Raw genomic sequence first — 21,599 nt, 5'->3', positions numbered from 1 at the left:
TACATACCTGCTCCACTCATGCCGTGATGGGCTCGACGGCCCTGATAGCCGCACGTTCTTTCTCGACCTGCGTGACATGACGTTCGCGCACATGGCCATACCCCCGGATTTTCTCCGGCAAAGACGCGAGGGCGATCGCCTTGTCGACGGTTTTCTTGTCGACCGTCGCGATCAATTCTCCAATTTCCGCCTCGTATTCTGCGAGCACACGCAAAGCTAGCCTTCGCTCCGCGTTGTTCCGGAACGGATCAAATACCGTGCCGCGTAGCCTCTTTAGGTTCTTCAACAGACCGAAAGCTCGCATCAGCCATGGCCCGATCTCCTTCTTGTAAGGATGGCCACTTCCGTCAATGCCACCGAACGGCCATGCACCAACGTTGAACCGAATTGTGTAATTGCCTTCGAAGGTCTCCTGTAATTCCTTCTTGAACACATCCGACGAGAAGAGGCGCGCCACCTCAAACTCGTCCTTTATTGCAAGCAGCTTGAAATAGTAACGGGCGATAGCCGTACTGAACCGATCGTCAAGCCCCCTCGCCTTCTCGGCAGCGATGGCGCAGTCCACGAACGCCTTGTATCGCCGTGCATACGAGGCGTCCTGATAGTTGGTAAGGTAAGTCATTGAACGCGCGACGATCGCGTCGCGCGACGTGTCGATGCGCTCCGGTATCGGCTGCGCGCTGTTCTTGGTCACGGCCTTCTCGACGGCCGCGATGTTGACCGTGGCGTGACGGCCCCAAAGGAAGCTCGTTTTGTTGAAGTCGACCTGTACGTTGTTCAGCTCGATTGCTCTCATGATTGAGTCGAGCGACAGCGGTACGTAACCCAACTGCCACGCCACTCCAAGCATGAACATATTATTAGCGAGCGGATCGCCCATCAGTCCCGTCGCAAGGCGTAAGCCCTCGATCGCAAGAACGCTCTCCCTGCCACAACGATCCTGGATTCGTCCGATTAGCGCGGTCCGGTCCATACGCCAGTCTGGATTACGGGAAAAGTCCGTCGTCGGCACGAGATCGGTCGCGACCACGACACGGCTCTGCCTTGGTTTCATGCGCGCCAGCGCCTCCTCACCCGCCGTAACGACCAGATCGCATCCAACGACAGCGTCAGCCTCGGAGTCCGCAATACGAGTCGCATGCAATTGATCCGCCGTCGGCGCGAACCGGACATGCGACATTACTGCGCCGTACTTTTGGGCGAGCCCCGTCACATCGAGCACCGACACAGCGAGACCTTCGACATGGGCCGCCAGGCCAAGAATCTGGCCGACCGTGACGACACCGGTGCCGCCCACGCCCGTGAGGAGTATCGAATAGTCGCGTGTGAGCTGAGGCCTCTTCGGCATGGGAAGGACCGGAAAATCTATGCCAACGACGCCGTTCTTTTTCGCCTTCCGCAGGGACCCGCCATACACCGTCACAAAGCTCGGACAAAAACCTTCGACGCAACTGAAGTCTTTGTTGCAGGAGCTCTGATTGATCTTGCGCTTGCGGCCGAATTCGGTCTCGAGCGGTTCGATCGACATGCAGTTCGACACCGTCGAACAGTCGCCGCAGCCCTCGCAGACTGCTGCGTTGATGAAACTGCGCTTTGCAGGATCGGACCATTTGCCACGTTTTCGTAGACGACGACGTTCAGTGGCACAGGGCTGGTCGTAGACGATAACAGTGACACCCTCGATCTCGCGACATCGCAACATCACTTCGTCAAGATCGTCTCGTGAAAGGAGCGATACTTCGGCGGGCAGACTTGCGGATTCGTACTTTTCAAGATCGTCTGTGAGCACAAAAAGGGCTTTGGCGCCCTCGGCCTTCAGTTCGGTGACGATCTGATGAACCGAAAGGTCGCCCTCGATCGGTTGGCCTCCAGTCATCGAGACGAAGCCGTTGACCAAAACCTTGTAGGTAATGTTCGCCTTCGCGGCGATCGACTGCCGAATCGCAAGGAAGCCCGAGTGAAAATAGGTGCCATCGCCAATATTGGCGAATATGTGCTTTTCGTTCGTAAATCTATGCTGTCCTAGCCAGTGAACGCCCTCCGCACCCATCTGAGCAAAGATCGGCAGGGTCTTGGTTGGATCGTTGTACGCCGCCATGCCGTGACAACCTATGCCTGCGATTGCCCGAGAGCCCTCCGGCACCTTCGTTGAGCGATTGTGCGGGCAGCCAGAACAGAAGCCGGGGTTCCGATTTGGAGCGCCTGGATCGGCGCCCCCACCTCGTTTCGTTGCAGGTAGCTTTGGCAGGACGTTCGACAGACTCGGGCGCAGTTTGCCCAATTGCGTTGAAATTGCGTGTCTGATCGATGCCGACGACAGTTCACCCCAGCCCTGTAGGACCACCTCTCCACGCTCAGGCGCGAAAGCCTGCGCATTGGCGTACTTCCCGATAACGCGCGGCTGATTTGGAAGAGCCAGGTCGTATAAGATTGCCTTCAACTGATCTTCGAGAATGCCACGCTTCTCTTCCACGACGAGAATCACATCGAGACCAGCCGCGAATTCGCGAATGAACTCGGGATCCAGCGGCCAGATCATGCCCACCTTGCCAACGCGAATCCCGAATTCCTTCTGGCCGTCTTCGTTGAGCTCGAGGCCGGCCAATGACTGCATCACGTCCTGGAACGACTTGCCCGCAGACAGGATACCCAGCCGGGCATCGCGTACCTCGCTGACCATGTAATTCAGACGGTTCGCGCGCGCATAGGCAATTGCGGCCGGCAAACGATGGTTGACGAGCCTTTCCTCGCCGCCTAGCGGCCGATCGAAGACGCGAAGGTTGCGGCCTTCTGGTCCGAGCTCCGGAGCAGCGGCAAGATCGGGCAGTACGATCACCGGCGCTTCGGGATCGACATAGACGGATCCGCCGCCTTCGACAACGTCGTTATGCACCTTGAACCCAACAGCGCAGCCCGAGAAACGGCTCAGTGCGATACCGTGAAGCCCTAACTCCAACAGCTCTTGGGTGTTCGAGGGATAGAGCACGGGCATGCCCGTTGCGATAAAAATCGGGTCCGAGAAGTTATAGACGGTGGACGACTTGACGCCATGGTCGTCGCCGGCGATTGCCAGCACACCACCCTTGCTGTTCGCGCCAGCGACGCCAAGATGGCGAAAGGCGTCAGCACTCCGGTCCGTACCCGGCCCCTTGCCATACCAGATCGAGAACACGCCATCGACCTTGGCACCCGGAATCTGACCGACATATTGCGCGCCCCAGACCGCTGTCGCGGCAAGTTCCTCGTTGATGCCCGGCATGAAGTAGATGTTGTGCCGCTCGAGCAGCTCCTTCTGCGCCCACAGCTCCATGTCGTAGCGGCCGAGCGGAGAGCCGCGATAGCCGGAGATGAATCCCCCGGTATTCAATCCGGCCGCCTTGTCGCGAATCGCCTGCTGGATTGGCAGCCGGGTCAACGCCTGCGTGCCGGTCAGGTAAATCCACCCGTCCTGAACGTTGAACTTGTCGTCTAGCGTGACGTTTTCCCGGGCAACGAGAGCATTCATTTTCAAGTATCCGCTACTTCTCGATTTTCACCAGGGCTGCCCCACACCGCTGCGGCCTTCCAGCAGCATGACCGCTGCGGAAGGAGCCAGCTCTGAATGCGAGAATCGAATGGCACTTCAATCAATTCAAGAGCGCCGTCAGTTTCGACGTCACGGCATCTCCCATTTCTGTGGTCGAGATGTACGTGCCGCCATTAGCTATGTCCGCAGTACGGGCGCCGGACGTAACCACGTCCGAAATGGCGCGTTCGATCAAATCAGCTTCTGTCCCTAAACCGAATGAGAATCGGAGCATCATGGCGACACTCAAAATCGAGCCGATCGGATTCGCCAAACCTTTTCCGGCGATGTCGGGAGCGCTCCCATGCACTGGCTCGTAAAGGGCCGCGCGCCGTCCGCTGCCCTGAATAGGACCGAGCGAAGCCGACGGCAACATTCCTAATGAGCCGGCGGCCATCGCAGCGCAATCGGAGAGAATGTCGCCGAATAGATTGTCGGTTACAACTACGTCGAATTGAGCGGGCGCACGTACCAACTGCATTGCGCAATTGTCCGCAAGCATATGGGTCAGCTCCACATCGCCGTATTCGGTATCGTGAATCGCCTGCACTTCCTCGCGCCAAAGCGCACCAGCCTCCATCACGTTTTCCTTGGCTACAGAGCAGACCCGCCCGTTTCTCGTGCGCGAAAGATCAAATGCGGTGCGCGCAACCCGCTGAATTTGGGAGGACGTGTAAACGTGCGTGTTGACGCCGCGTCGCTCGCCGCTTGGCAGCGTTTCGACACCTCGCGGCTCGCCAAAATACATCCCCCCTACGAGTTCCCGTACGATCATCACATCGACGCCCTCAAGCGCACGCTGCTTGAGGGACGACGCCTCATAGAGCGCGGGTATGATCTTGACCGGTCGCAGGTTCGCGAACAGATCGAAGTCGCGACGCACGACCAGGAGGCTGCCAATTTGGCGCGCCTGAACGGGAATCGCGTCGAAAGCGGGGCCACCGGTTGCGCCGAACAGAATTGCATCAGCTTCGCGCATCGCTAGGCGCGTCGCCTCTGGCAACACTTTGCCGCAAGTCCGATACGCCTCGGCACCATAATCGACGTCCAGCAGCTTCACCGGAAGCGAACGTCTTTCGGCCACCAGTGCAAGGATTCGACGCCCCTGCGCAGTGACCTCGGGGCCGATCCCATCCCCGGCAATCACCGCAACGCTGCGAATATCGGAACGCGTCACGACTGAGCCTCGACCGTTTCATAGATCCACGGTCGGACCCTGCGGTCGCGCTCCTGATGCGCGGCGATCTCTTCTTCACGCTTCAGAGTGAGTCCGATATCGTCCAATCCTTCAAGCAGAGCTTCTCGTCGCAACTCCGGAAGTTCGAAAGAGTACTCATTACCCCGGGGCGACACGACAAGTCGGCGCTCAAGGTCGACAGTTACCAGCGTCATTCCGGCACCCGGCTCCAGTTCCGAGACGATTTCCTCAATTGAACTGCGGGGGAGTGCAACGGGCAACATGCCGTTCTGAAAGCAGTTGTTGTGAAAGATTTCGCCAAAGCTTGGCGCCAGCACCGCCTTCAGACCGATTTTCATCATCGCCCAAACGGCTCCCTCACGTGAGGAACCACACCCGAAATTCGCGCCCGCCAGCAGAATCTCAGATCCACGATACGGCGCTTGGTTGAGAACAAATTCGGGATTCTCCGAGCCGTCGGGCGAATAACGGAGCGCGCCAAAGCACCACCGGCCCAAGTCGCTGTCATCAGTCATACCAACGAGCTTCTCGATCCGGATGATCACATCGGTGTCGATGTTGTCACGCAAAAGCGGGGCAGCCGTCGCTGTCAGTACGCGAAACCGCTTCATGCTAAGCTCGCAGCCTGCGGACGTCTGCGATATGCCCGGCGATAGCTGCAGCCGCAGCCATGGCGGGACTCGCAAGATGGGTGCGGGCCTCCGGACCCTGCCGACCCACGAAATTCCGATTTGAGGTCGAAACCGATCGCTGACCGGGTGGGACAGTCTCGCCGTTCGCGGCGAGGCACATCGAGCAGCCGGGCTCCCGCCACTCGAAGCCGGCCTCAGTAAATACGCGGTCAAGCCCCTCGGCCTCAGCTTGGTGTTTGATGGCTACCGAGCCGGGCACGACCCAGGCACGCACTGTCGGTGCGACTCTGCGCCCGCGAGCAACGTCGGCTGCCGAGCGGAGATCGGATATGCGACTGTTCGTACAAGACCCGATGAAGACCCAGTCGACGGGCGTACCCATAATGGGCTTACCTGGCTCAAGCCCCATATAGCTCAGGGCCGCGATGGCAGCCGTCCGCTTGCCGGTTTCCAATATAAGGGCTGGGTCAGGTACCACGCCGTCGATCGGTAGAACTTGTTCTGGACTTGTACCCCAAGTGACGTGAGGCGCGATGCGATCAACATCGATCTTTACCTCTTGATTGAACTCCGCATCAGCATCTGAAGCAAGAGTACGCCAGTAGGCCACTGCGCGATGCCACAGGTCCCCGGTCGGCGCGAACCTGCGGTCTTTCAGATAGCCGACGGTCGTTTCGTCTGGCGCGACCAGACCCATCTTGGCACCCAACTCGATCGACAGGTTACAGACGGTCAGCCGGCCTTCGATTCCCATGTTGCGGATGGCACTTCCTGCATACTCCACTGCATAGCCGGTACCTCCGGCGGCCCCGATCTTCCCGATCAGGTGTAGAATAAGGTCTTTCGCCGTCACCCCGGGACCCATGGTGCCCTCGAACCAAATGCGCATCGTTTTCGGTCGCGACTGCACCAACGTTTGTGTCGCGAGCACGTGAACGAGCTCCGTCGACCCTATGCCGAATGCCAGGGCGCCCATCGCCCCTTGAGTGCAAGTGTGGCTGTCGCCACAAACGAGGAGCGCTCCCGGTAACGTCAGCCCAAGCTCAGGCCCGATGACGTGAACGATCCCTTGCCCGGGTTCGTCGATGTCAAACATGCGCACGCCCGCGTCACGTGTGCCGGCACGCAAGCCATTCAGGAGCCGGATCCCGGTTTCCGTCGTACCGATGCGGCCCTGAGCGCTCGAAATCGCATGGTCGGCGGTTGCGAATGTCAGCTCGGGATTGCGAATACGCAGCCCGCGCTGCTTCACATCGAGCATCGCTGCTGGCCCACCGAGATCGTGCATAATGTGGCGGTCGATGTGCAAAAGGAAAAAGTTGTCGCCGAGATCTGCGACGACGTGGTCGTCCCATATCTTGCGGAACATAGTTCTCCCAGCCATCCCTTTCCCACCCTCTCTCTTGCTCAACTAGCGTCTCATAGGCTGGTGACTGGCTCTCCCGGCCCGTCTGGCTCGGACATTAATGCTTCTCGATCGATTTCACATCCATGGTCATTCGCCGAAGACCAAAACATCACATATGTGATTAAGCGACTTCACCTAGAAATGTAGGTGTCGAAGCCTCGCAAACCATCGCGTATATCCCGCTGCGCTGGGATGTCACGATGCGACCAACAACGATGACGCGAGGTGAAGAAACGGATGAGTTACAAGCAGATCAAGTACGAGGTTGAGGATCAAATCCTGACGATCACGCTGAACCGGCCCGACAAGCTTAACGCCTATACTCGCACCATGCAGTCCGAGATGATCGACGCATTCGATCGCGCCGATCAGGACAACAATATTCGCGCCATCATCGTCACGGGCGCCGGGCGTGCGTTCTGTGCCGGCGCCGATCTCTCTGAAGGCGGGAAGACTTTCGACATCGCGGCGCGGACGAATGGCGAAGTGGCATGGAGCGACGATGCCGTACGCGACGACGGTGGCCGGCTGACGCTGCGCATCTTCAAGAGTCTCAAGCCTGTAATCGCCGCGGTTAACGGCCCTGCCGTAGGCATTGGCGTCACTATGCAGCTCGCGATGGATATCCGCATCGCCGCTGATAGTGCCCGCTTCGGCTTTGTGTTTTCGCGACGCGGTATCGTACCCGAGGCGTGTTCAAGCTGGTTTCTGCCTCGTATCGTCGGTATCGCTCAAGCACTGGAGTGGACGTATTCGGGTCGCTTATTTCATGCGCACGAGGCGCTCACTGGCCGCTTGGTCAGCCGCGTGGTCTCTCCCGAAATGTTGCTGCCGGCCGCGCGCGAACTTGGCCGCGAGATAGCCGATAACGCGGCGCCAGTGTCGGTGGCACTGATCCGGCAGATGATGTGGCGCATGCTTGGCGCCGACGATCCGATGGAGGCGCACAAGATCGACAGCCGCGGCATGTATTCCCGCGGCGCCTCCGCCGATGTGCGCGAGGGCGTGGCATCATTTCTGGAGAAACGGCCAGCCGTGTTCACTGACAAGGTGTCCGACGACATGCCGCCGTACTATCCTTGGTGGCAAGAGCGAGACTATCAATAGGCAGCGCCCAGCTCCATGCGCGCAGCGTTGTCCTCACAGTGGAATGGTAACCGGGTCGGATCGGTTTATCGTCTGCGCCAGAAACTTCGAGTAGAAACATGATCACCGAGCCGCTGCCGTCACGCGAATCGATGGAATTCGACGTCGTCATCGTCGGCGCCGGCCCCTCGGGCCTGGCCGCGGCGATCCGGCTGAAGCAGATCAATGCCGATCTCAACGTCGTCGTGGTGGAGAAAGGCTCCGAGGTCGGTGCGCACATTCTCTCCGGTGCCGTGATCGATCCAGCCGGGCTCGACAAGCTGATCCCGGACTGGCGCGAAGATTCCGATTGCCCGCTGAAGACGCAGGTCAAGGACGATCGCTTCTACTGGATGACGGCGGGCGCCGCGATCAAGCTGCCTGGCTTCATGATGCCGCCGCTGATGGACAACCATCACTGCTATATCGGCTCGCTCGGCAATGTCTGCCGCTGGCTGGCGCGCAAGGCCGAGGCGCTCGGCGTCGAGATCTATCCGGGCTTTGCCGCCGCCGAAGTGCTCTATGACGAAAAGGGCGCGGTGAAAGGCATCGCCACCGGCGACATGGGTATCGGCCGCGACGGCAAGCCGAAGGATTCTTTCACCCGCGGCATGGAGTTGCTCGGCAAGTACACGCTGTTCGCCGAAGGCGCGCGCGGCAGCCTGACCAAGCAGCTGATCGCAAAGTTCGCGCTCGATGCCAAGAGCGAGCCGGCGAAGTTCGGCATCGGTCTGAAGGAAGTCTGGCAGATCGATCCCGCCAAGCACCAGAAGGGCCTGATCCAGCATTCGTTCGGCTGGCCGCTCGACCTGAAGACCGGCGGTGGTTCGTTCCTCTATCATTACGACGACAATCTCGTCGCCGTCGGCTTCGTCGTGCATCTGAACTACGACGATCCGTATCTATCGCCGTTCGACGAGTTCCAGCGCTTCAAGACTCATCCGTCGATCCGCGGCACCTTCGAAGGCGCCAAGCGCCTTGCCTATGGCGCGCGTGCCATCACTGAAGGCGGCTACCAGTCGGTGCCGAAGCTGACATTCCCCGGCGGCGCGCTGGTCGGCTGCGCGGCTGGCTTCGTCAACGTGCCCCGGATCAAGGGGGTGCACAACGCGATGGGTACCGGCATGCTCGCTGCCGAGCATGTCGCGGCCGCGCTCGCCGCCGATCGCGCCAATGACGAGATCGTCGATTACGAGAGCGCCTGGCGGTCCTCGTCGGTCGGCAAGGATCTGTTCCTGGTCCGCAACGTCAAGCCGCTGTGGTCGAAGTTCGGCACCGTGCTTGGCGTAGCCCTCGGCGGCCTCGACATGTGGTTCAACACGCTGTTCGGCACCTCGCTGTTCGGCACGCAGTCGCACGCCAAGCCCGATCGCTCGACACTCGATCCGGCCAAGCAGCATGCGCCCAAGAACTATCCGAAACCGGACGGCAAGATCTCGTTCGACAAGCTGTCCTCAGTGTTCCTGTCCAACACCAACCACGAGGAGGATCAGCCGATCCATCTCCGGGTGGCCGACATGAATCTCCAGAAGATGTCCGAGCATGATGTCTTCGCCGGCCCGTCGAATCGCTACTGCCCGGCCGGCGTCTATGAGTGGGTCGAGGAGGGTGCGGCTCCGCGCTACCAGATCAACGCCCAGAACTGTGTCCACTGCAAAACCTGCGACGTGAAGGATCCCAACGGCAACATCACCTGGGTTCCTCCGGAGGGGGGCGGCGGACCGAACTACGAGGCGATGTAATACAGCTCATGACTGGCATTTTCCCGCCAGGCCTCGACGATAGATGGTCTCCGCCGCATCGCTCATTGCCGCCCGTACCGCGTTGCGCTTAGCCGCGGACAAACGAATCGTATATTTTGTTCGTCACAACTGATTTAGCGGTACACGGCCTGCGCAGACTGCCTCTTCGGCCCGTAACCGGACGCTTCCGTCTTTCAGATTCCAGAAAGCCGTTGACTGACGTCCACCACTGCGACGATTCTCATTGGGATCTTTCCTAACCCGCCGCTCGTCGCGTTCCACTAGTTATGTCAATCGGCCTTGGCCGGGATTTCGCTCGCCCGCCGAGAACCGCGAGAATCCCTCATCCTGCGCCACGCTTAATGACCGGATACGAGCATTGGTAGACAGACCGTACTCGAACGACTGGCGCCAGGCAGAAATCGATGCAGGAATCACGTCCAAAGCGCGTTTGCTTTCTGAAAGAGCGACTGCATCAAATCCGCCGACGACTTTCGCCAAGCGACCGGCCTCCTCCATCAACCCGGCAAGTGGCACCGAGCGGTTGACCATCCCCCAGGTCTCCGCGGTGCGGCCGTCGATGCGTTGGGCTGTCAATACCAGCCAGGCCGCACGCTTGGCGGTGAGCTGGATTTGGGCTCCCGGCCCCGAGAATTGCGGATAGGCTGCAAAGCCGATCTCCGGCATTCCGATTTCAGCCTCGTGGGCGGCAACGGCTAGGTCGCAAACACTCACGAGCGTCGCTCCGCCGCCCAAGGCCAGTCCGTTGATGGCGGCGATAAAGACCGCAGGGTGCTCGCGGATTGCGATCAGCACCTCAATCCAGTCCGACCGGGGATCGGGGGCGATTGCTGCCTCGGCATCCGCGCGTGCTTCCTTCAGATCGACGCCAGAGCAAAACGTATCACCAGAACCGGTCAACACGATCGCCCGGCATTCGCCGCGTAGGGAGCTCAGCGCGTCGAAGAGTTCCCGACGCGCAGCGCGGTTCATGGCATTCTTCTTTTCTGGACGGTTGAGGCTTACAACGGCATAGCCTCCGCATTGTTCTACAGTCACGAGCGACGACATTCAGCGTTCCTTGATTGGTGAATGACAGCTTCGAGGGCGCACGCCAGTTCCGGCCTTGGCCATCGGGAGCCAAACAAAGACCAGAACTGAGCGGCCCCGACTGCTTACCAAAATCGTCCGACTAAGCCTGCAAATGTTTCGCGAAAAATGCCAGGCTACGCGGCCACGCGATATCCGAGCTTGTCTTGTCATAGCTGGATCGCTCGTCGCAATGGAAGCCGTGCTCTGCACCGGGATAAGTGAAGACCTCGACGTCCGGCTGCTTGGCCTTGATTGTTTCGACGTCGGTCAGAGGAATATGCGCGTCCTTCTCACCGAAATGTAGTTGCGTTGGCACTCTCGGTCTCTCATCTGCGAAGTGTATGAGGCCACCCCCGTAGTATCCGACCGCAGCGGAAAGACCGGACGACCGAGCTGACGCCAGGTACGCGATGACTCCTCCAGAGCAAAAGCCGATGATGCCGACCGGTCCGATAGACTTTGCCGCGTCGATCGCCGCCTGCGTATCGCGCACAAACGCCGCCCAATCCGGATTGCCGGCGAACTTCTTCAATGCATTCTGGACTTCATCGGGCGAGTATCCACTTTGGAAATTTGGCTCTACGCGGTCGAAAATCGATGGTGCGAACGCCGCATAGCCTTCCTTCGCGAGCCGATCGCAGATCGAGCGGATGTGATGGTTGACGCCAAAGATCTCTTGAGCCACGACGATCGCGCCCTTGGGCACGCCAGCAGGATCAGCGCGATAGCAGCCAACTTGAAACCCATCTGATGCCGTCAGTTTGATGTCTTGTCCCATGACCGATCCTTTTTCAATTGAAGTTGCACTTAGTCGAGCTTGCGACAACATTGTACGTCCGTTGCTGCCACATCGATTACGAAACGGCCTGCCAATGACCCAGGCAAACCGGCACAGGAAGAGCGCTTGGATACGATTTCACGCGCCGACCCCATCCTCGCGGTAACTCGGCCCCATGACGACACCAAACACCTGGATCAGCCCTCGAGCGCCGTAACGGCCTCGCGGGGCCTTCACTTCACCGGCGTCGGCTGATAGCCGAGCAGACGCCATTGTCCATCCAGGCACCGAAGCACAGCCAGGAAGCGATTATCCAACGTCAGCGGCGAGCCATTGAAGTACCCCTGTGCTCTCATTCGACCGCGAAGGAGCGCCAGGTTGGGAAGCACAACGGCACTTTGTTCGTCGATCGAGATAGACTCATACCGGTAGTATCCGGTCTGCACTCTTGCGAGATACGATTCCTTATCATCGGTTTCGGAATTCGAATGGGCGTAGACGAGCAAATCGTCTAGAACTTCACGCAAGACATTTACGTCTGCCTTTTTCATGGCCTCATATCGGCGCCGTTCTACTTCTGCGATCTCTTGATCCGAAGTCGTCGAACCATGCGCGCCTTCAAACAAGATTGGTGACATTACTGTTCCATCGTCCTGCGACGCGCTGGTCGCCTGCGATCAAAGGACCGCGCAAGCGGTTTTGAACTCAAGACGTGGAGAACGGGCGAACACCTTCGACTGATCGCCATATCCGAGGTTGCACAGGAAATTGGACTTGATCTGTGTACCTCTAAAAAATTCCTGGTCGACGCCAGCATTGTTAAAGCCCGACATTGGCCCGCAATCCAAGCCGAGCGCACGTGCAGCGATGACGAGATAAGCCCCCTGGAGGCTGCTGTTGCGAAAGGCCGTCGCCTCGATCAGCGGCAATTTATCCTCAAATATGGCTCTCGCATTCGGCAAATGCGGAAACAGTGCGGGCAGATGCTCATGGAAAGCGAGATCGTAGCCAACGATAGCTATGACAGGCGCGGCCATCGTCTTGTCGACGTTTCCCGGCGCAAGGTGGGGCTTGAGACGTTCCTTCGCGGGCGCCGTACGCAGGAAACACAACCGCATTGGTTGCGTGTTCATACTTGTCGGGCCGAACTTGACGACATCATACAGCTCGCGGAGCAGACTGTCAGGTACTGGCGTGTCTAACCATGCATTGTGCGTGCGGGCATCCAGAAACAGATCGCGAAGTCCGCGCTCGTTGATACGCGGAGCCAATCCCGGGTCTCCATTCAGTGATTGCATCGCGATTCTTCATCCTCTGTTGCGATATGAATTGTTGGTGGCTCTACCAGCACTCATCCGGCGCGGAGCCGCCACCGTCTTTCCTCATGCCACGCTGGAAGGCGGGAAAAGAAGCTCCGGCGTGCCGGGCGGTATGAAGTCGACGGCGTTCGGCGCCCCCTCCTCGCGCCACATCTCATAAGCGATTTCGCGGACGATTTTCCCATCTTTCATTTCGAAGAGATGCGTCAAGCGCACGGCAAGCTCCGCCCCGACGGGATAGGGAATGTTGGGCATTTCGTTGCCGACCACAGTTATGTGCCCGATCTGATCGTCGAACACGAATTGCTCGGTAGCGAACCTGCGCAAAGGTACGACCCGACGATATGCGACAGTGCGGAAAATCGCACGATAAGCCTCCAGGATCTCACTCTTATCGTTCATCACGATACCGCGCGTGGGCGCCTCCCAGCTGATTGTGTCGCCGTAAAGGGCAATGGCCCGTTCGACATGCTCGGGCGTCTCGTTGTGGAAATGCGCTTCGACTACTTTCAGATTGCGCGCGATGATCTGCTCGCGCGTCAGAGCGCTATCTGGCGCCGTTGTATCCACCACGAGCGGCCCTTCAATGTTTCGTTCCACCCCTGCCATTTTGTCCTCCGCCTTTTTACTTGCGATGCGTGCCATCGACGATCTTGTTGGTAATGCTGCCGATCCCTTCGATCCACGAGGTGAGCAAAGCACCCGGCTTCATGTAGACTCGCGGATTCCGACCAATGCCGACACCATCGGGTGTGCCGGTCAGGATGACATCGCCCGGTCGCAGGGTGACATGGCGCGACGTAAAGGCGATTAGGTCTGGAACACTGAACACCATGTCAGCCGTCGTTCCTTGCTGCATGACATGTCCGTCCACTATGGTCTCGAGCTTCAAATCTGCGACTGAAATGGCATCCGCCGATACGATGAAGGAACCGATAGGGCAACTCTTGTCGACGTTTTTGCCTAGCGCCCACTGCCCCGTGCTCAGCGTTACTGATTGAAGTTGCGCAGTGCGACCGCTGACATCGTTGGCGACGGTGTATCCGAATACGTTTTCTGCAGCTGTCTTCTCGTCAGCATCGATGGTCGTGGCGCCCACGATGGCGGCCAGTTCAATTTCCCAGTCGAGACCGTGCGGCTCTGCGGCCGGGACCGGTATCTGCGCGCCATCGACGACGAGCTCGGAAGCCCATCGTGCGAACAGGTTTGGGAAGGTTGGCGTCGGAAGCTTCGATTCGACGCCGTGCTTAACGTAGTTGATCGCCGCACAAACAATCTTCGCATCGCGCGGCACAGGCGGCGCGAGAGTCAAGGCGGTGAGCGGAATTTCACCCTTGCTCAGTCCCGCCGCGCGCTGTCTCCAGCCAAGCAGATCCTCATAAAACGCATCAACGGTAGCGAGCGGTGCGACCCTGTCGTCGATCACGGCTCCCATCATACGGTCCTGCGGATCACGCCCGCCGGACTTGACGTAGCCAACAAAACGCATGCTTCGTACTCCAAGAGCTAGTTCGATGCCGGAAAGGCGAGATCGACTTTTGTGGCGTTGGAGGCGGGCCAGCGCGCCGAGACGGTCTTCGTTCGCGTGTGAAAGGCGATTGCGCCCGGGCCAAACAGCTTCGTCTCGGTAAAGGCACTGTCCTTCCAGCCGGCGAAATTATGAAAGAACACGGGGAACGGTATCGGTACGTTGATGCCGATCTGACCGGCCTCGACTTCGTCCACGAAACGGCGAGCAAGTCCGCCGTCGTTGGTAAAAATCGCCGCCCCATTGCCGAGCGGGTGCCCCGCAATGGTCTCGATGGCGTCCTGGTAGCTAACCGCACGAACGACCGAGAGTACCGGGCCAAACAATTCATCGGAATGGACAGCCATCCCGGGACGGACATGATCCACGAGACTTGGGCCAAGAAACCAGCCCTCACCGTTTGTCACGACACTACGGCCGTCGACCACAAGCGACGCGCCTTCAGATGCGGCCTTGGAGAGATAGGAGACAATCCGGTCACGACTTTCCGCTGTGATGAGTGGTCCGACTTCAGTACCGGCATCAGCTGGATCACCGGTGCGTAATTTGGCAAGCCGCCCCCGGATCTTCTCCACGAGCTCGTCGGCAATTGCGCCGACAGCGACCACCACAGACACTGCCATGCAACGCTGCCCTGCCGCCCCATAGGCAGCGGAGACGGCCGCATCGGCGGCAAGATCTAGATCTGCATCCGGCAGGACAACCATGTGGTTCTTGCCACCACCAAATGCCTGCACCCGCTTATTGCGAGCGACACCGGCAATTCGAATGGCCCTGGCGACAGGCGTCGAGCCAACAAAACTGATGCCTGCAACGTCTGCATGCCCGACCAGACGATCGGCGATTGCCTTACCGCCAAGCACTACATTGAGAACGCCTCGCGGAAGACCCGCGCTCGAGAATATCTCGGCGAGGCGGAGCGTAGCCGAGGGGTCGCGATCGCTTGGCTTGAGGACGACCGTGTTGCCACAAGCGAGCGCCATAGCACTCTGCACCACAGGGATCAGCACTGGGAAGTTAAAGGGGCTAATCGCAGCAACCACGCCGATCGGAAATCGAACCTCCATCGCGTCGATGCCACGCGAAACGCCGGGGCTGAACGCGCCACCGTACCAGCTTCCAATCGACGCCAGCTGACCCAGCACCTCGATGGCACGATCCACCTCGGCGCCGGCATCTGCGAGCGTTTTGCCGAGTTCGGCAACGACGATGTTTACCAGCTCGTCGCGAGCACTCCTGAGTGCAGTGCGCAGATCGAGCATTATGGTCGCGCGATTTTGCAACCCTAGCGAAGACCAGGCCGGAAAGGCAGAACGGGCTGCGGCAACGGCTCGATCGACGTCGGCAGAGGTCGCGACCGCCGCAATGGCGGTAGGTTTTCCATTCGATGGATTGAAGATTTGTAAACCGCTGTCGACCGGAAAGAGTTCACCGGCAATGAAGTGGCCGACATGCTTCATTTCTCGCCTCCTGACCGCGCTCTTGCAAGATTGCGCGCCCGGCCGCCTCGACCCGCACGCTCCTCATCTCTCTATCAAATCCATATCTGACATTTTGTCAATACTGACGACTCGTACACCTTTCTCGGAAACCGTCCGGAATGGGCATCTTCGGCAGGTTCTTGCCGTGGCGCGTCTTGCCTTAACTAGATCTTGACCTGCCGATCAAACGCAGCCGGATCCCAATAATCCCTGTGTTCGATGATCCGTCCGCCGACGAGGCGTATGAAGCAACAGCCCTGAACCCGAAACGACTTTCCGGTTGGAAGTTCGCCAAACGACTCGCCCAGGAAGGTGCCCGACATGATCCATTCCCCGGCAGCAGCGTCTCCCGTCACCACGCAATGTCCCACCTCAATCTTGAAGTCTGGAAATGTTGCAAATGTCCCTTGGAAGAAGGTCTTGATGGCCTCTCGCCCGTGGAACGCCTTATCCAGGGCGACGTCGCAATAGCGAGCATTGTCGGCGAACAGACTTAGGAACAGCGGAGCGTCTTGCGTGCTCCAGGCCCGAGCCCATCGCATGACCACGTGGTCCGCACCGTTGGCGATGCCTGGCTGACTCATGAGATCTCCTCCACCAATTGCCGTGAGGCACTCATCACCAACGCGCCGACCCCGATCGCCGGTCGCCATATCAAGAGCAGCCTCGTCATAAATGACACATCATCCATAATTGAATAGAATCGACCCACCGCCGTGGCGATGTTAGGGTTTTGGATCGAGAATCGAGTTCACTGGCTTCCTCGACGAAAACAAGTCGCGGCGGCCGGCTTGTTGCGACTGATCAGGGTGTAGATGGCGACCAAAACTACTAAGGACGACGCGCCCGCGACCGCGAACCGAAATCAGCGCAGGCGCCAGCGGACGCGCGAAACGATCCTTGCCGCGGCTGAGCTGGTTTTTCGACGCAAGGGAATCGATGGCACGACCGTCAACGATATCACCGAGCAGGCAGACGTCGCTTATGGCTCGTTTTACAATCACTTCAAATCGATCGACGAAATCGTCGGAGCACTGGTCGCAGCCTCGCTGCAGCGGGTCGCGGACCGGACTGACAGCATCCTGGGACAAGCGGAACGCGTCGAATTGCTTCCTTGCGTCGGTGCACGGGTGATCATACGCACCCTCTGGCAAGATCCCGCAATCCGTTGGCTGCTCGGCCGCCCTTACGTCTTCGTGGAAGAATTCTACAAGGTGGCCACGCCGTACATGGTCGCGTTTGAGCGGCAGGCCGTTGAGACAGGCGTCTTGCGGCCGGCGGGAGGCCACGAATACTGGCTGAAGGTTTACCCGTGGATTCTCATTGCGGAGCTGACAGCGCTCGCGGACACTGGAAACATTGCCGAGCATGAGGAACGCTTTGCGCGGGTCAGCTTGCGCTTGCTCGGTGTGGATGATGCCCTCGCGCCAAAGCTTATCGCGCGTTCTCGAGAGCTGGTTACCGAAAGCGGCATACCCGAGCCCAAGGTGCGTAGTTCCAGACGAACTAGAAGCGCCGCGGCGTCGTAGAAGCGGCCGACCATGATTCATCTGCCCCTCCCGGCAATTTCTCGAAGGCTCGGGACGAAGAGATCAGGCGTGACGTCAAGATCGGCAACGCCCGGCGGATTATAGCGGCTAAGGTCGGCGATGCCGTGGCTGGCGAGCACCTCATCGTCGACGAAGAAGTTGCCCGTTACGGTCTTTGCATCCGACGTAAGGATTAGGTAGGCGGCGTCTGCCATGATCGCGGGAGAGCGCAATCGGCCAGTATCAAGATGCCCCTTGAACTCAGTCATCGCAGCGGTGTCGATGGCCGTTCGCGGCCAAAGCGCGTTGGCAGCAACGCGTCCGCGAAACTCGCCAGCTACACCGAGCGTCACGAGGCTCATGCCGAATTTCGCGATTGAGTAAGCGACATGTGGTGCGAACCATCGCTCTTCCATATGGAGCGGAGGCGAAATCGCAAGGACGTGCGGGTTCTCGGCGAGGAGAAGATGCGGCAGGCACTTTTGGGTTACCAAGAAGGTACCGCGCGTATTGACACCATTAATCAGATCGTAGCGCTTCATAGGCGTGTCGAGAATCCCCGTCAGCCGCACCGCGCTGGCATTGTTGAGGCAAATATCGATGCCGCCGAACCGCTCGACCGTCGCCGCCACGGCGGCTTCGACCTGCTCTTCTTCGCGAATATCGCAGACGAGCGGCAGCGCGTGTCCGCCGGCGTCCTCAATCTGCTTCGCCGCAGAATAGATAGTCCCCGGCAACGAAGGATGTGGATCCGCCGTCTTAGCGGCGATAACCACGTTAGCTCCGTCACGCGCTGCACGAAGCGCAATCGCGAGTCCGATTCCACGTGAGCCCCCGCTGATGAAGATCGTCTTGCCGAACAGTGTCGAGGTCATAAAGGCATTTCCCGATTTTACTGAAGTTGCAGAATGAGCGCTGGCGCGCTCTGAGACAGTCTCCGCTCCACCATATTGGGCTTACAACGTCGCCAAGCAGCGCTCCCGTTTCAGTCAAGTTGCAAAATAGGGCCAAAGCCCTGCCAGCGGACGCCATCGAACTTATGCATCCGGGTTTGTTCGATGGGATAGTGATCTGCCAGAGAGGTATTGATCGCGATACCGGGGAGCAGCAGATCTAATTCAAACTCCCTAAGGCCCTCGGCCTGCCTCATGACATTGCCTCGGGTCAGATCGTCACCACACTGCTGAAGGATATGCACCATCGTTTGCGCGGACATGTAGCCATAGGCGATGTTCGAGTTGTACTTGTTCTCGCCGGGGAGGTATTTGTCCATGAATGCAGCGAACTTCTTCATTCCTGCGTCGTCATCCCAGGTCGGATCATCAAACTCCTTGACGTAATTCGATGTGATGATGTCTTTTGCATTCTCGAGGCCGGCTGGCTTGAGAACGTTCTCGATCGAAAGCGAGATACCGTGCAGGATGTGGACCGGCTTCCATCCCATCTCTGCCGTCTTCCGAATGGCCATTGCGGCAAACTTCGGAGTCGCGAAATTCGCGAAAACCTCGACATTAGAAGTACGGATCTTCACGAGTTGCGAATCGATGGTGGGGTCACTCGCCTCGTAGGTCTGCTCGACGGCGATGTTACTCGCCCTGTCCCCAAGCCCACGCCGGAAGCCTGTTATGTTGTCGCGACCCAGGCCGTCAGCCGAATACAGGACGCCGATCCTGGCATCCGGATAATTTTCCGCGACATACCGTCCATATACGAAAGTCTCCCCCTGAGTGTGAGGTTGAAAACCCATCGACCAGGGAAACTGCTTGTAGTCTCCAAAAACCGTTCCACCGGAGGCGATGAGAAGATGCGGCACTTTCTTTGCATTGATGTACTTGATCGCCGCAAGGTTGGGTGGTGTACCGAGTATGCTGTAGAGCAGAAGGACCTCGTCGCCTTCAATTAGCTTGCGGACTTGCTCCACCGTCTTGGGCGGACTGTAGCTGTCATCGTAAGAGATGTAATCGATCTTGCGGCCATTGATCCCGCCCTGATCGTTAATCATCGTGAAATATGCGGCTTGAGTCCGGCCGATGATCGCGTAGGCCGAGTTCGGTCCGCTGTATGGCATTGTATTGCCAATCTTGATCGCAGTATCACTAGCACCGGGGTCATACAGCTTTTCTGCACGACTTCCGCAGACTGTTAGCACCACGCCCAGAACCGCCGACAACACGGTCTTTGCTTTCAACATTCCCCGCCTCCCATTTGGCGCCTTACGAGTGCCGGTGTTGCCGGCCCACATGCCGCGTCTTCGCGCGGTTGCTCATGATTTCCGAAACTTAATCCGCCGCTTCCGGATTCCCTGGCGCGTCATCCCTTCGACGACGCGCCGTCAATATCCCACCGTGAATCGTCGCTTCGAGTGGCGTGGCTGCTCAATCTCGTCGACGAGCGCAACGGCATAGTCCTCGTAGGAAATCCAACTGCGGCCATTTGCGTCCAGGAGCGCCGTATCAGTGCCGAGCCTGAAAACGCCTGTGCGCTCTCCCGCGACGAACTGCGCCGACGGCGAAAGAAACGTCCAATTGAGGTCGTTTGTCTTGCGCAGCAGGTCGAGGAACGCGCAGCCAGCCCGCGATTCTGCCTTGTAAGGTTCAGGTACGCCGCCAGAATCGATCAGCCTGATGCCGCGGCCATTATCGAGACTGCCGGCGCCACCGACGACAACGTAGCGAAGCACACGTGCTTGACGCACAGCATCGATCAACTTGGAAGCGTGGCCGTCCAGGAAGTGGAGACTACTGATGACCACGTCGTGGCCTCTGAGCATCGGCGCGAGCTCAACAATCCGATTAGCGTCGCATCTCCACGCATTAACGCCGTCGAGCCGCGGCACTGCCTCGGGATGCCGGACGATGGCCGTGACTCGATGCCTACGCCGTACAAGTTCGGCGAGAATTCGCGAACCTGCATTCCCAGTCGCACCGATCAGAGAAACCTTCATTATCTCCCCCGCCAATGAACTGCTCTCTGGATGTTGCAACAATTTCTCCAACGACGCCTGACAGCCCCGTCGAAACTGCCGTCCATCACCAAGTGTGGACCACTACGCTCTTCACGATGAGCTATTTGTACGATATGTCAATTATGATCTTTTATCCACATACCGGATCTCCCCGGGACGAGCCTTTCCTTGAAGCACAGCCGCTTTCGCAAGCGCGAGCGGACTGCTCGTCAGTCGTGACGCTGTGGCTAAAACAAAGGCTTCATCGCAGGCCGGAGAGGCCCTGTCCTTTCACGACGGGCCTCCCGATTGTTGGAATCGTCCGTCACATCCCGATCAGGTCGGCTTTGTCGATCAGGTTCTTCACCAGGCGAATGGTTGCTGCGTCGATCATCTCACCGTTGTAGACCACAGCACCAAGTCCCTGAGCTTCGGCTTCGCGATAGGCCTTCGTCATCGCACGCGCTGCATCGACGTCGGCTTGCGAAGGCGAGAAGACCGGAATCGCCTGCTCTATCTGGGCCGGATGGATCGCCCATTTGCCCACCATGCCGATCAGCTTCGCACGTCGACATTCCTCGCTGTAGGTTGCAGCGTCCTTGAAGTTGCCGAAGGGACCGTCGACCGCGTCAATGCCAGCGGCTCGCGCGGCGATCGTGATCTTGTGCCGCCCGTAGTGCCAGATGTCTCCGGGATAACCGTTGGGCCCATACACGGCCCCTAGGTCGATACCTTGCGACGCGGAAAAATCGCCGACCCCGTAGATCATCGCTTCGAGCCGCGGCGAGGATCGTGCGATCTCTTCTACGTTGATCATTGCCTCGACTTCTTCGATCAGGACCTCGAGGCCGATACGCCGATCAATCTTGAGCTTCTTTTCGAGCTGGCCGAGCAACGTATCCACAAAGAGAACATCGCTTCCGCGCATCACTTTCGGTATCATTATCACGTCGAGGTGCTGGTGTGCGCCTTCGACGATCGTGATGATGTCTTCGAACGCCCACTCGGTGCCGAGATCGTTGATCCGCACACAACGTGTTTTCCCGCCCCAGTCGAGGCCCTTGAGAGCTTCGACGGCCTTCGACCGCGCCTCCACCTTGGCTTTTGGCGCAACGGCGTCCTCCAGATCGAGAAAGACGAAGTCGGCCTTACTTCCGGCCGCCTTCGCCATCATTCGCTCGCTTGATGCCGGCACAGCCAGCTCCACCCGACGCAGCCTCTTCTTTCGCTCCTGCATAACTACCTTCTCCTACAAAAA

Annotated in this window: 19 protein-coding genes; 3 read left to right on the top strand and 16 right to left on the bottom strand. The window is 58.8% G+C overall.

The window, feature by feature from the left end; all coding sequences use genetic code 11:
- Positions 1–16 precede the first annotated feature (16 nt).
- The 4 genes from ACLFLU_RS17425 to leuC form a co-directional block, all read right to left on the bottom strand.
- Positions 17–3,505: an indolepyruvate ferredoxin oxidoreductase family protein gene (locus ACLFLU_RS17425; RefSeq protein WP_426413387.1), complete on the bottom strand. Its 3,489-nt coding sequence runs from the start codon at positions 3,503–3,505 to the stop codon at positions 17–19.
- A gap of 121 nt (positions 3,506–3,626) precedes the next feature.
- On the bottom strand, positions 3,627–4,742 hold the full coding sequence (gene leuB / locus ACLFLU_RS17420) for a 3-isopropylmalate dehydrogenase (protein ID WP_426413386.1): 1,116 nt from the start codon (positions 4,740–4,742) through the stop codon (positions 3,627–3,629).
- Positions 4,739–5,374 (bottom strand): 3-isopropylmalate dehydratase small subunit, encoded by a 636-nt coding sequence (gene leuD / locus ACLFLU_RS17415; protein WP_426413385.1) that lies wholly within the window; start codon positions 5,372–5,374, stop codon positions 4,739–4,741. Before leuD ends, leuB begins: the two co-directional genes overlap by 4 nt.
- 1 nt (position 5,375) lies before the next feature.
- On the bottom strand, positions 5,376–6,779 hold the full coding sequence (leuC, locus tag ACLFLU_RS17410; protein WP_426414014.1) for a 3-isopropylmalate dehydratase large subunit: 1,404 nt from the start codon (positions 6,777–6,779) through the stop codon (positions 5,376–5,378).
- A 261-nt stretch (positions 6,780–7,040) separates the two neighbouring features.
- On the opposite strand from leuC, the gene ACLFLU_RS17405 reads away from it, so the two are divergent.
- Both ACLFLU_RS17405 and ACLFLU_RS17400 read left to right on the top strand, forming a co-directional pair.
- Positions 7,041–7,910, top strand: a complete 870-nt coding sequence (locus ACLFLU_RS17405; RefSeq protein ID WP_426413384.1) for a crotonase/enoyl-CoA hydratase family protein — start codon at positions 7,041–7,043, stop codon at positions 7,908–7,910.
- Positions 7,911–8,008: 98 nt separating this feature from the next.
- A complete protein-coding gene (locus tag ACLFLU_RS17400; RefSeq protein WP_426413383.1) occupies positions 8,009–9,670 on the top strand; it encodes an electron transfer flavoprotein-ubiquinone oxidoreductase in 1,662 nt (553 codons plus the stop codon).
- Between the two features lie 285 nt (positions 9,671–9,955).
- Here the strand turns inward: ACLFLU_RS17400 and ACLFLU_RS17395 are convergent, their stop codons facing one another.
- From ACLFLU_RS17395 to ACLFLU_RS17360, 8 genes are all read right to left on the bottom strand, one after another.
- Positions 9,956–10,741, bottom strand: coding sequence for an enoyl-CoA hydratase/isomerase family protein (locus ACLFLU_RS17395; protein WP_426413382.1), 786 nt, complete (start codon positions 10,739–10,741; stop codon positions 9,956–9,958).
- A gap of 121 nt (positions 10,742–10,862) precedes the next feature.
- A complete protein-coding gene (locus tag ACLFLU_RS17390) occupies positions 10,863–11,540 on the bottom strand; it encodes a dienelactone hydrolase family protein (RefSeq protein WP_426413381.1) in 678 nt (225 codons plus the stop codon).
- 233 nt (positions 11,541–11,773) lie between these two features.
- Complete coding sequence (locus ACLFLU_RS17385; protein ID WP_426413380.1) at positions 11,774–12,178, bottom strand: nuclear transport factor 2 family protein; 405 nt, start codon at positions 12,176–12,178, stop codon at positions 11,774–11,776.
- 39 nt (positions 12,179–12,217) lie between these two features.
- Entirely contained in the window at positions 12,218–12,811 is a 594-nt protein-coding gene (locus ACLFLU_RS17380) for a malonic semialdehyde reductase (protein ID WP_426414013.1), read from the bottom strand.
- Between the two features lie 111 nt (positions 12,812–12,922).
- Positions 12,923–13,504, bottom strand: coding sequence for a nuclear transport factor 2 family protein (locus ACLFLU_RS17375; RefSeq protein ID WP_426413379.1), 582 nt, complete (start codon positions 13,502–13,504; stop codon positions 12,923–12,925).
- A complete protein-coding gene (locus ACLFLU_RS17370) occupies positions 13,485–14,348 on the bottom strand; it encodes a fumarylacetoacetate hydrolase family protein (RefSeq protein ID WP_426413378.1) in 864 nt (287 codons plus the stop codon). Before ACLFLU_RS17370 ends, ACLFLU_RS17375 begins: the two co-directional genes overlap by 20 nt.
- Before the next feature lie 17 nt (positions 14,349–14,365).
- Positions 14,366–15,847: a CoA-acylating methylmalonate-semialdehyde dehydrogenase gene (mmsA, locus tag ACLFLU_RS17365; RefSeq protein WP_426413377.1), complete on the bottom strand. Its 1,482-nt coding sequence runs from the start codon at positions 15,845–15,847 to the stop codon at positions 14,366–14,368.
- A 185-nt stretch (positions 15,848–16,032) separates the two neighbouring features.
- Entirely contained in the window at positions 16,033–16,452 is a 420-nt protein-coding gene (locus tag ACLFLU_RS17360; RefSeq protein WP_426413376.1) for an ester cyclase, read from the bottom strand.
- Positions 16,453–16,683: 231 nt separating this feature from the next.
- On the opposite strand from ACLFLU_RS17360, the gene ACLFLU_RS17355 reads away from it, so the two are divergent.
- Positions 16,684–17,397 (top strand): TetR/AcrR family transcriptional regulator, encoded by a 714-nt coding sequence (locus ACLFLU_RS17355; protein WP_426413375.1) that lies wholly within the window; start codon positions 16,684–16,686, stop codon positions 17,395–17,397.
- A gap of 17 nt (positions 17,398–17,414) precedes the next feature.
- Here ACLFLU_RS17355 and ACLFLU_RS17350 read toward each other — a convergent pair whose 3' ends face one another.
- The 4 genes from ACLFLU_RS17350 to ACLFLU_RS17335 all read right to left on the bottom strand — a co-directional run bounded on the left by ACLFLU_RS17350 (position 17,415) and on the right by ACLFLU_RS17335 (position 21,578).
- Positions 17,415–18,272, bottom strand: a complete 858-nt coding sequence (locus ACLFLU_RS17350) for an SDR family oxidoreductase (protein WP_426413374.1) — start codon at positions 18,270–18,272, stop codon at positions 17,415–17,417.
- A 110-nt stretch (positions 18,273–18,382) separates the two neighbouring features.
- Positions 18,383–19,588 (bottom strand): ABC transporter substrate-binding protein, encoded by a 1,206-nt coding sequence (locus ACLFLU_RS17345; RefSeq protein ID WP_426413373.1) that lies wholly within the window; start codon positions 19,586–19,588, stop codon positions 18,383–18,385.
- Positions 19,589–19,729: 141 nt separating this feature from the next.
- Positions 19,730–20,341, bottom strand: a complete 612-nt coding sequence (locus tag ACLFLU_RS17340; protein WP_426413372.1) for an NAD(P)-dependent oxidoreductase — start codon at positions 20,339–20,341, stop codon at positions 19,730–19,732.
- 325 nt (positions 20,342–20,666) lie between these two features.
- On the bottom strand, positions 20,667–21,578 hold the full coding sequence (locus ACLFLU_RS17335; protein WP_426413371.1) for an HpcH/HpaI aldolase/citrate lyase family protein: 912 nt from the start codon (positions 21,576–21,578) through the stop codon (positions 20,667–20,669).
- Positions 21,579–21,599 lie beyond the last annotated feature (21 nt).

Source organism: Bradyrhizobium ganzhouense, from assembly GCF_049949285.1.
Lineage (GTDB): Bacteria > Pseudomonadota > Alphaproteobacteria > Rhizobiales > Xanthobacteraceae > Bradyrhizobium > Bradyrhizobium ganzhouense.
The sequence above is the reverse complement of the archived record's forward strand: the minus strand, read 5'-3'. Positions and strand labels throughout refer to the sequence as shown.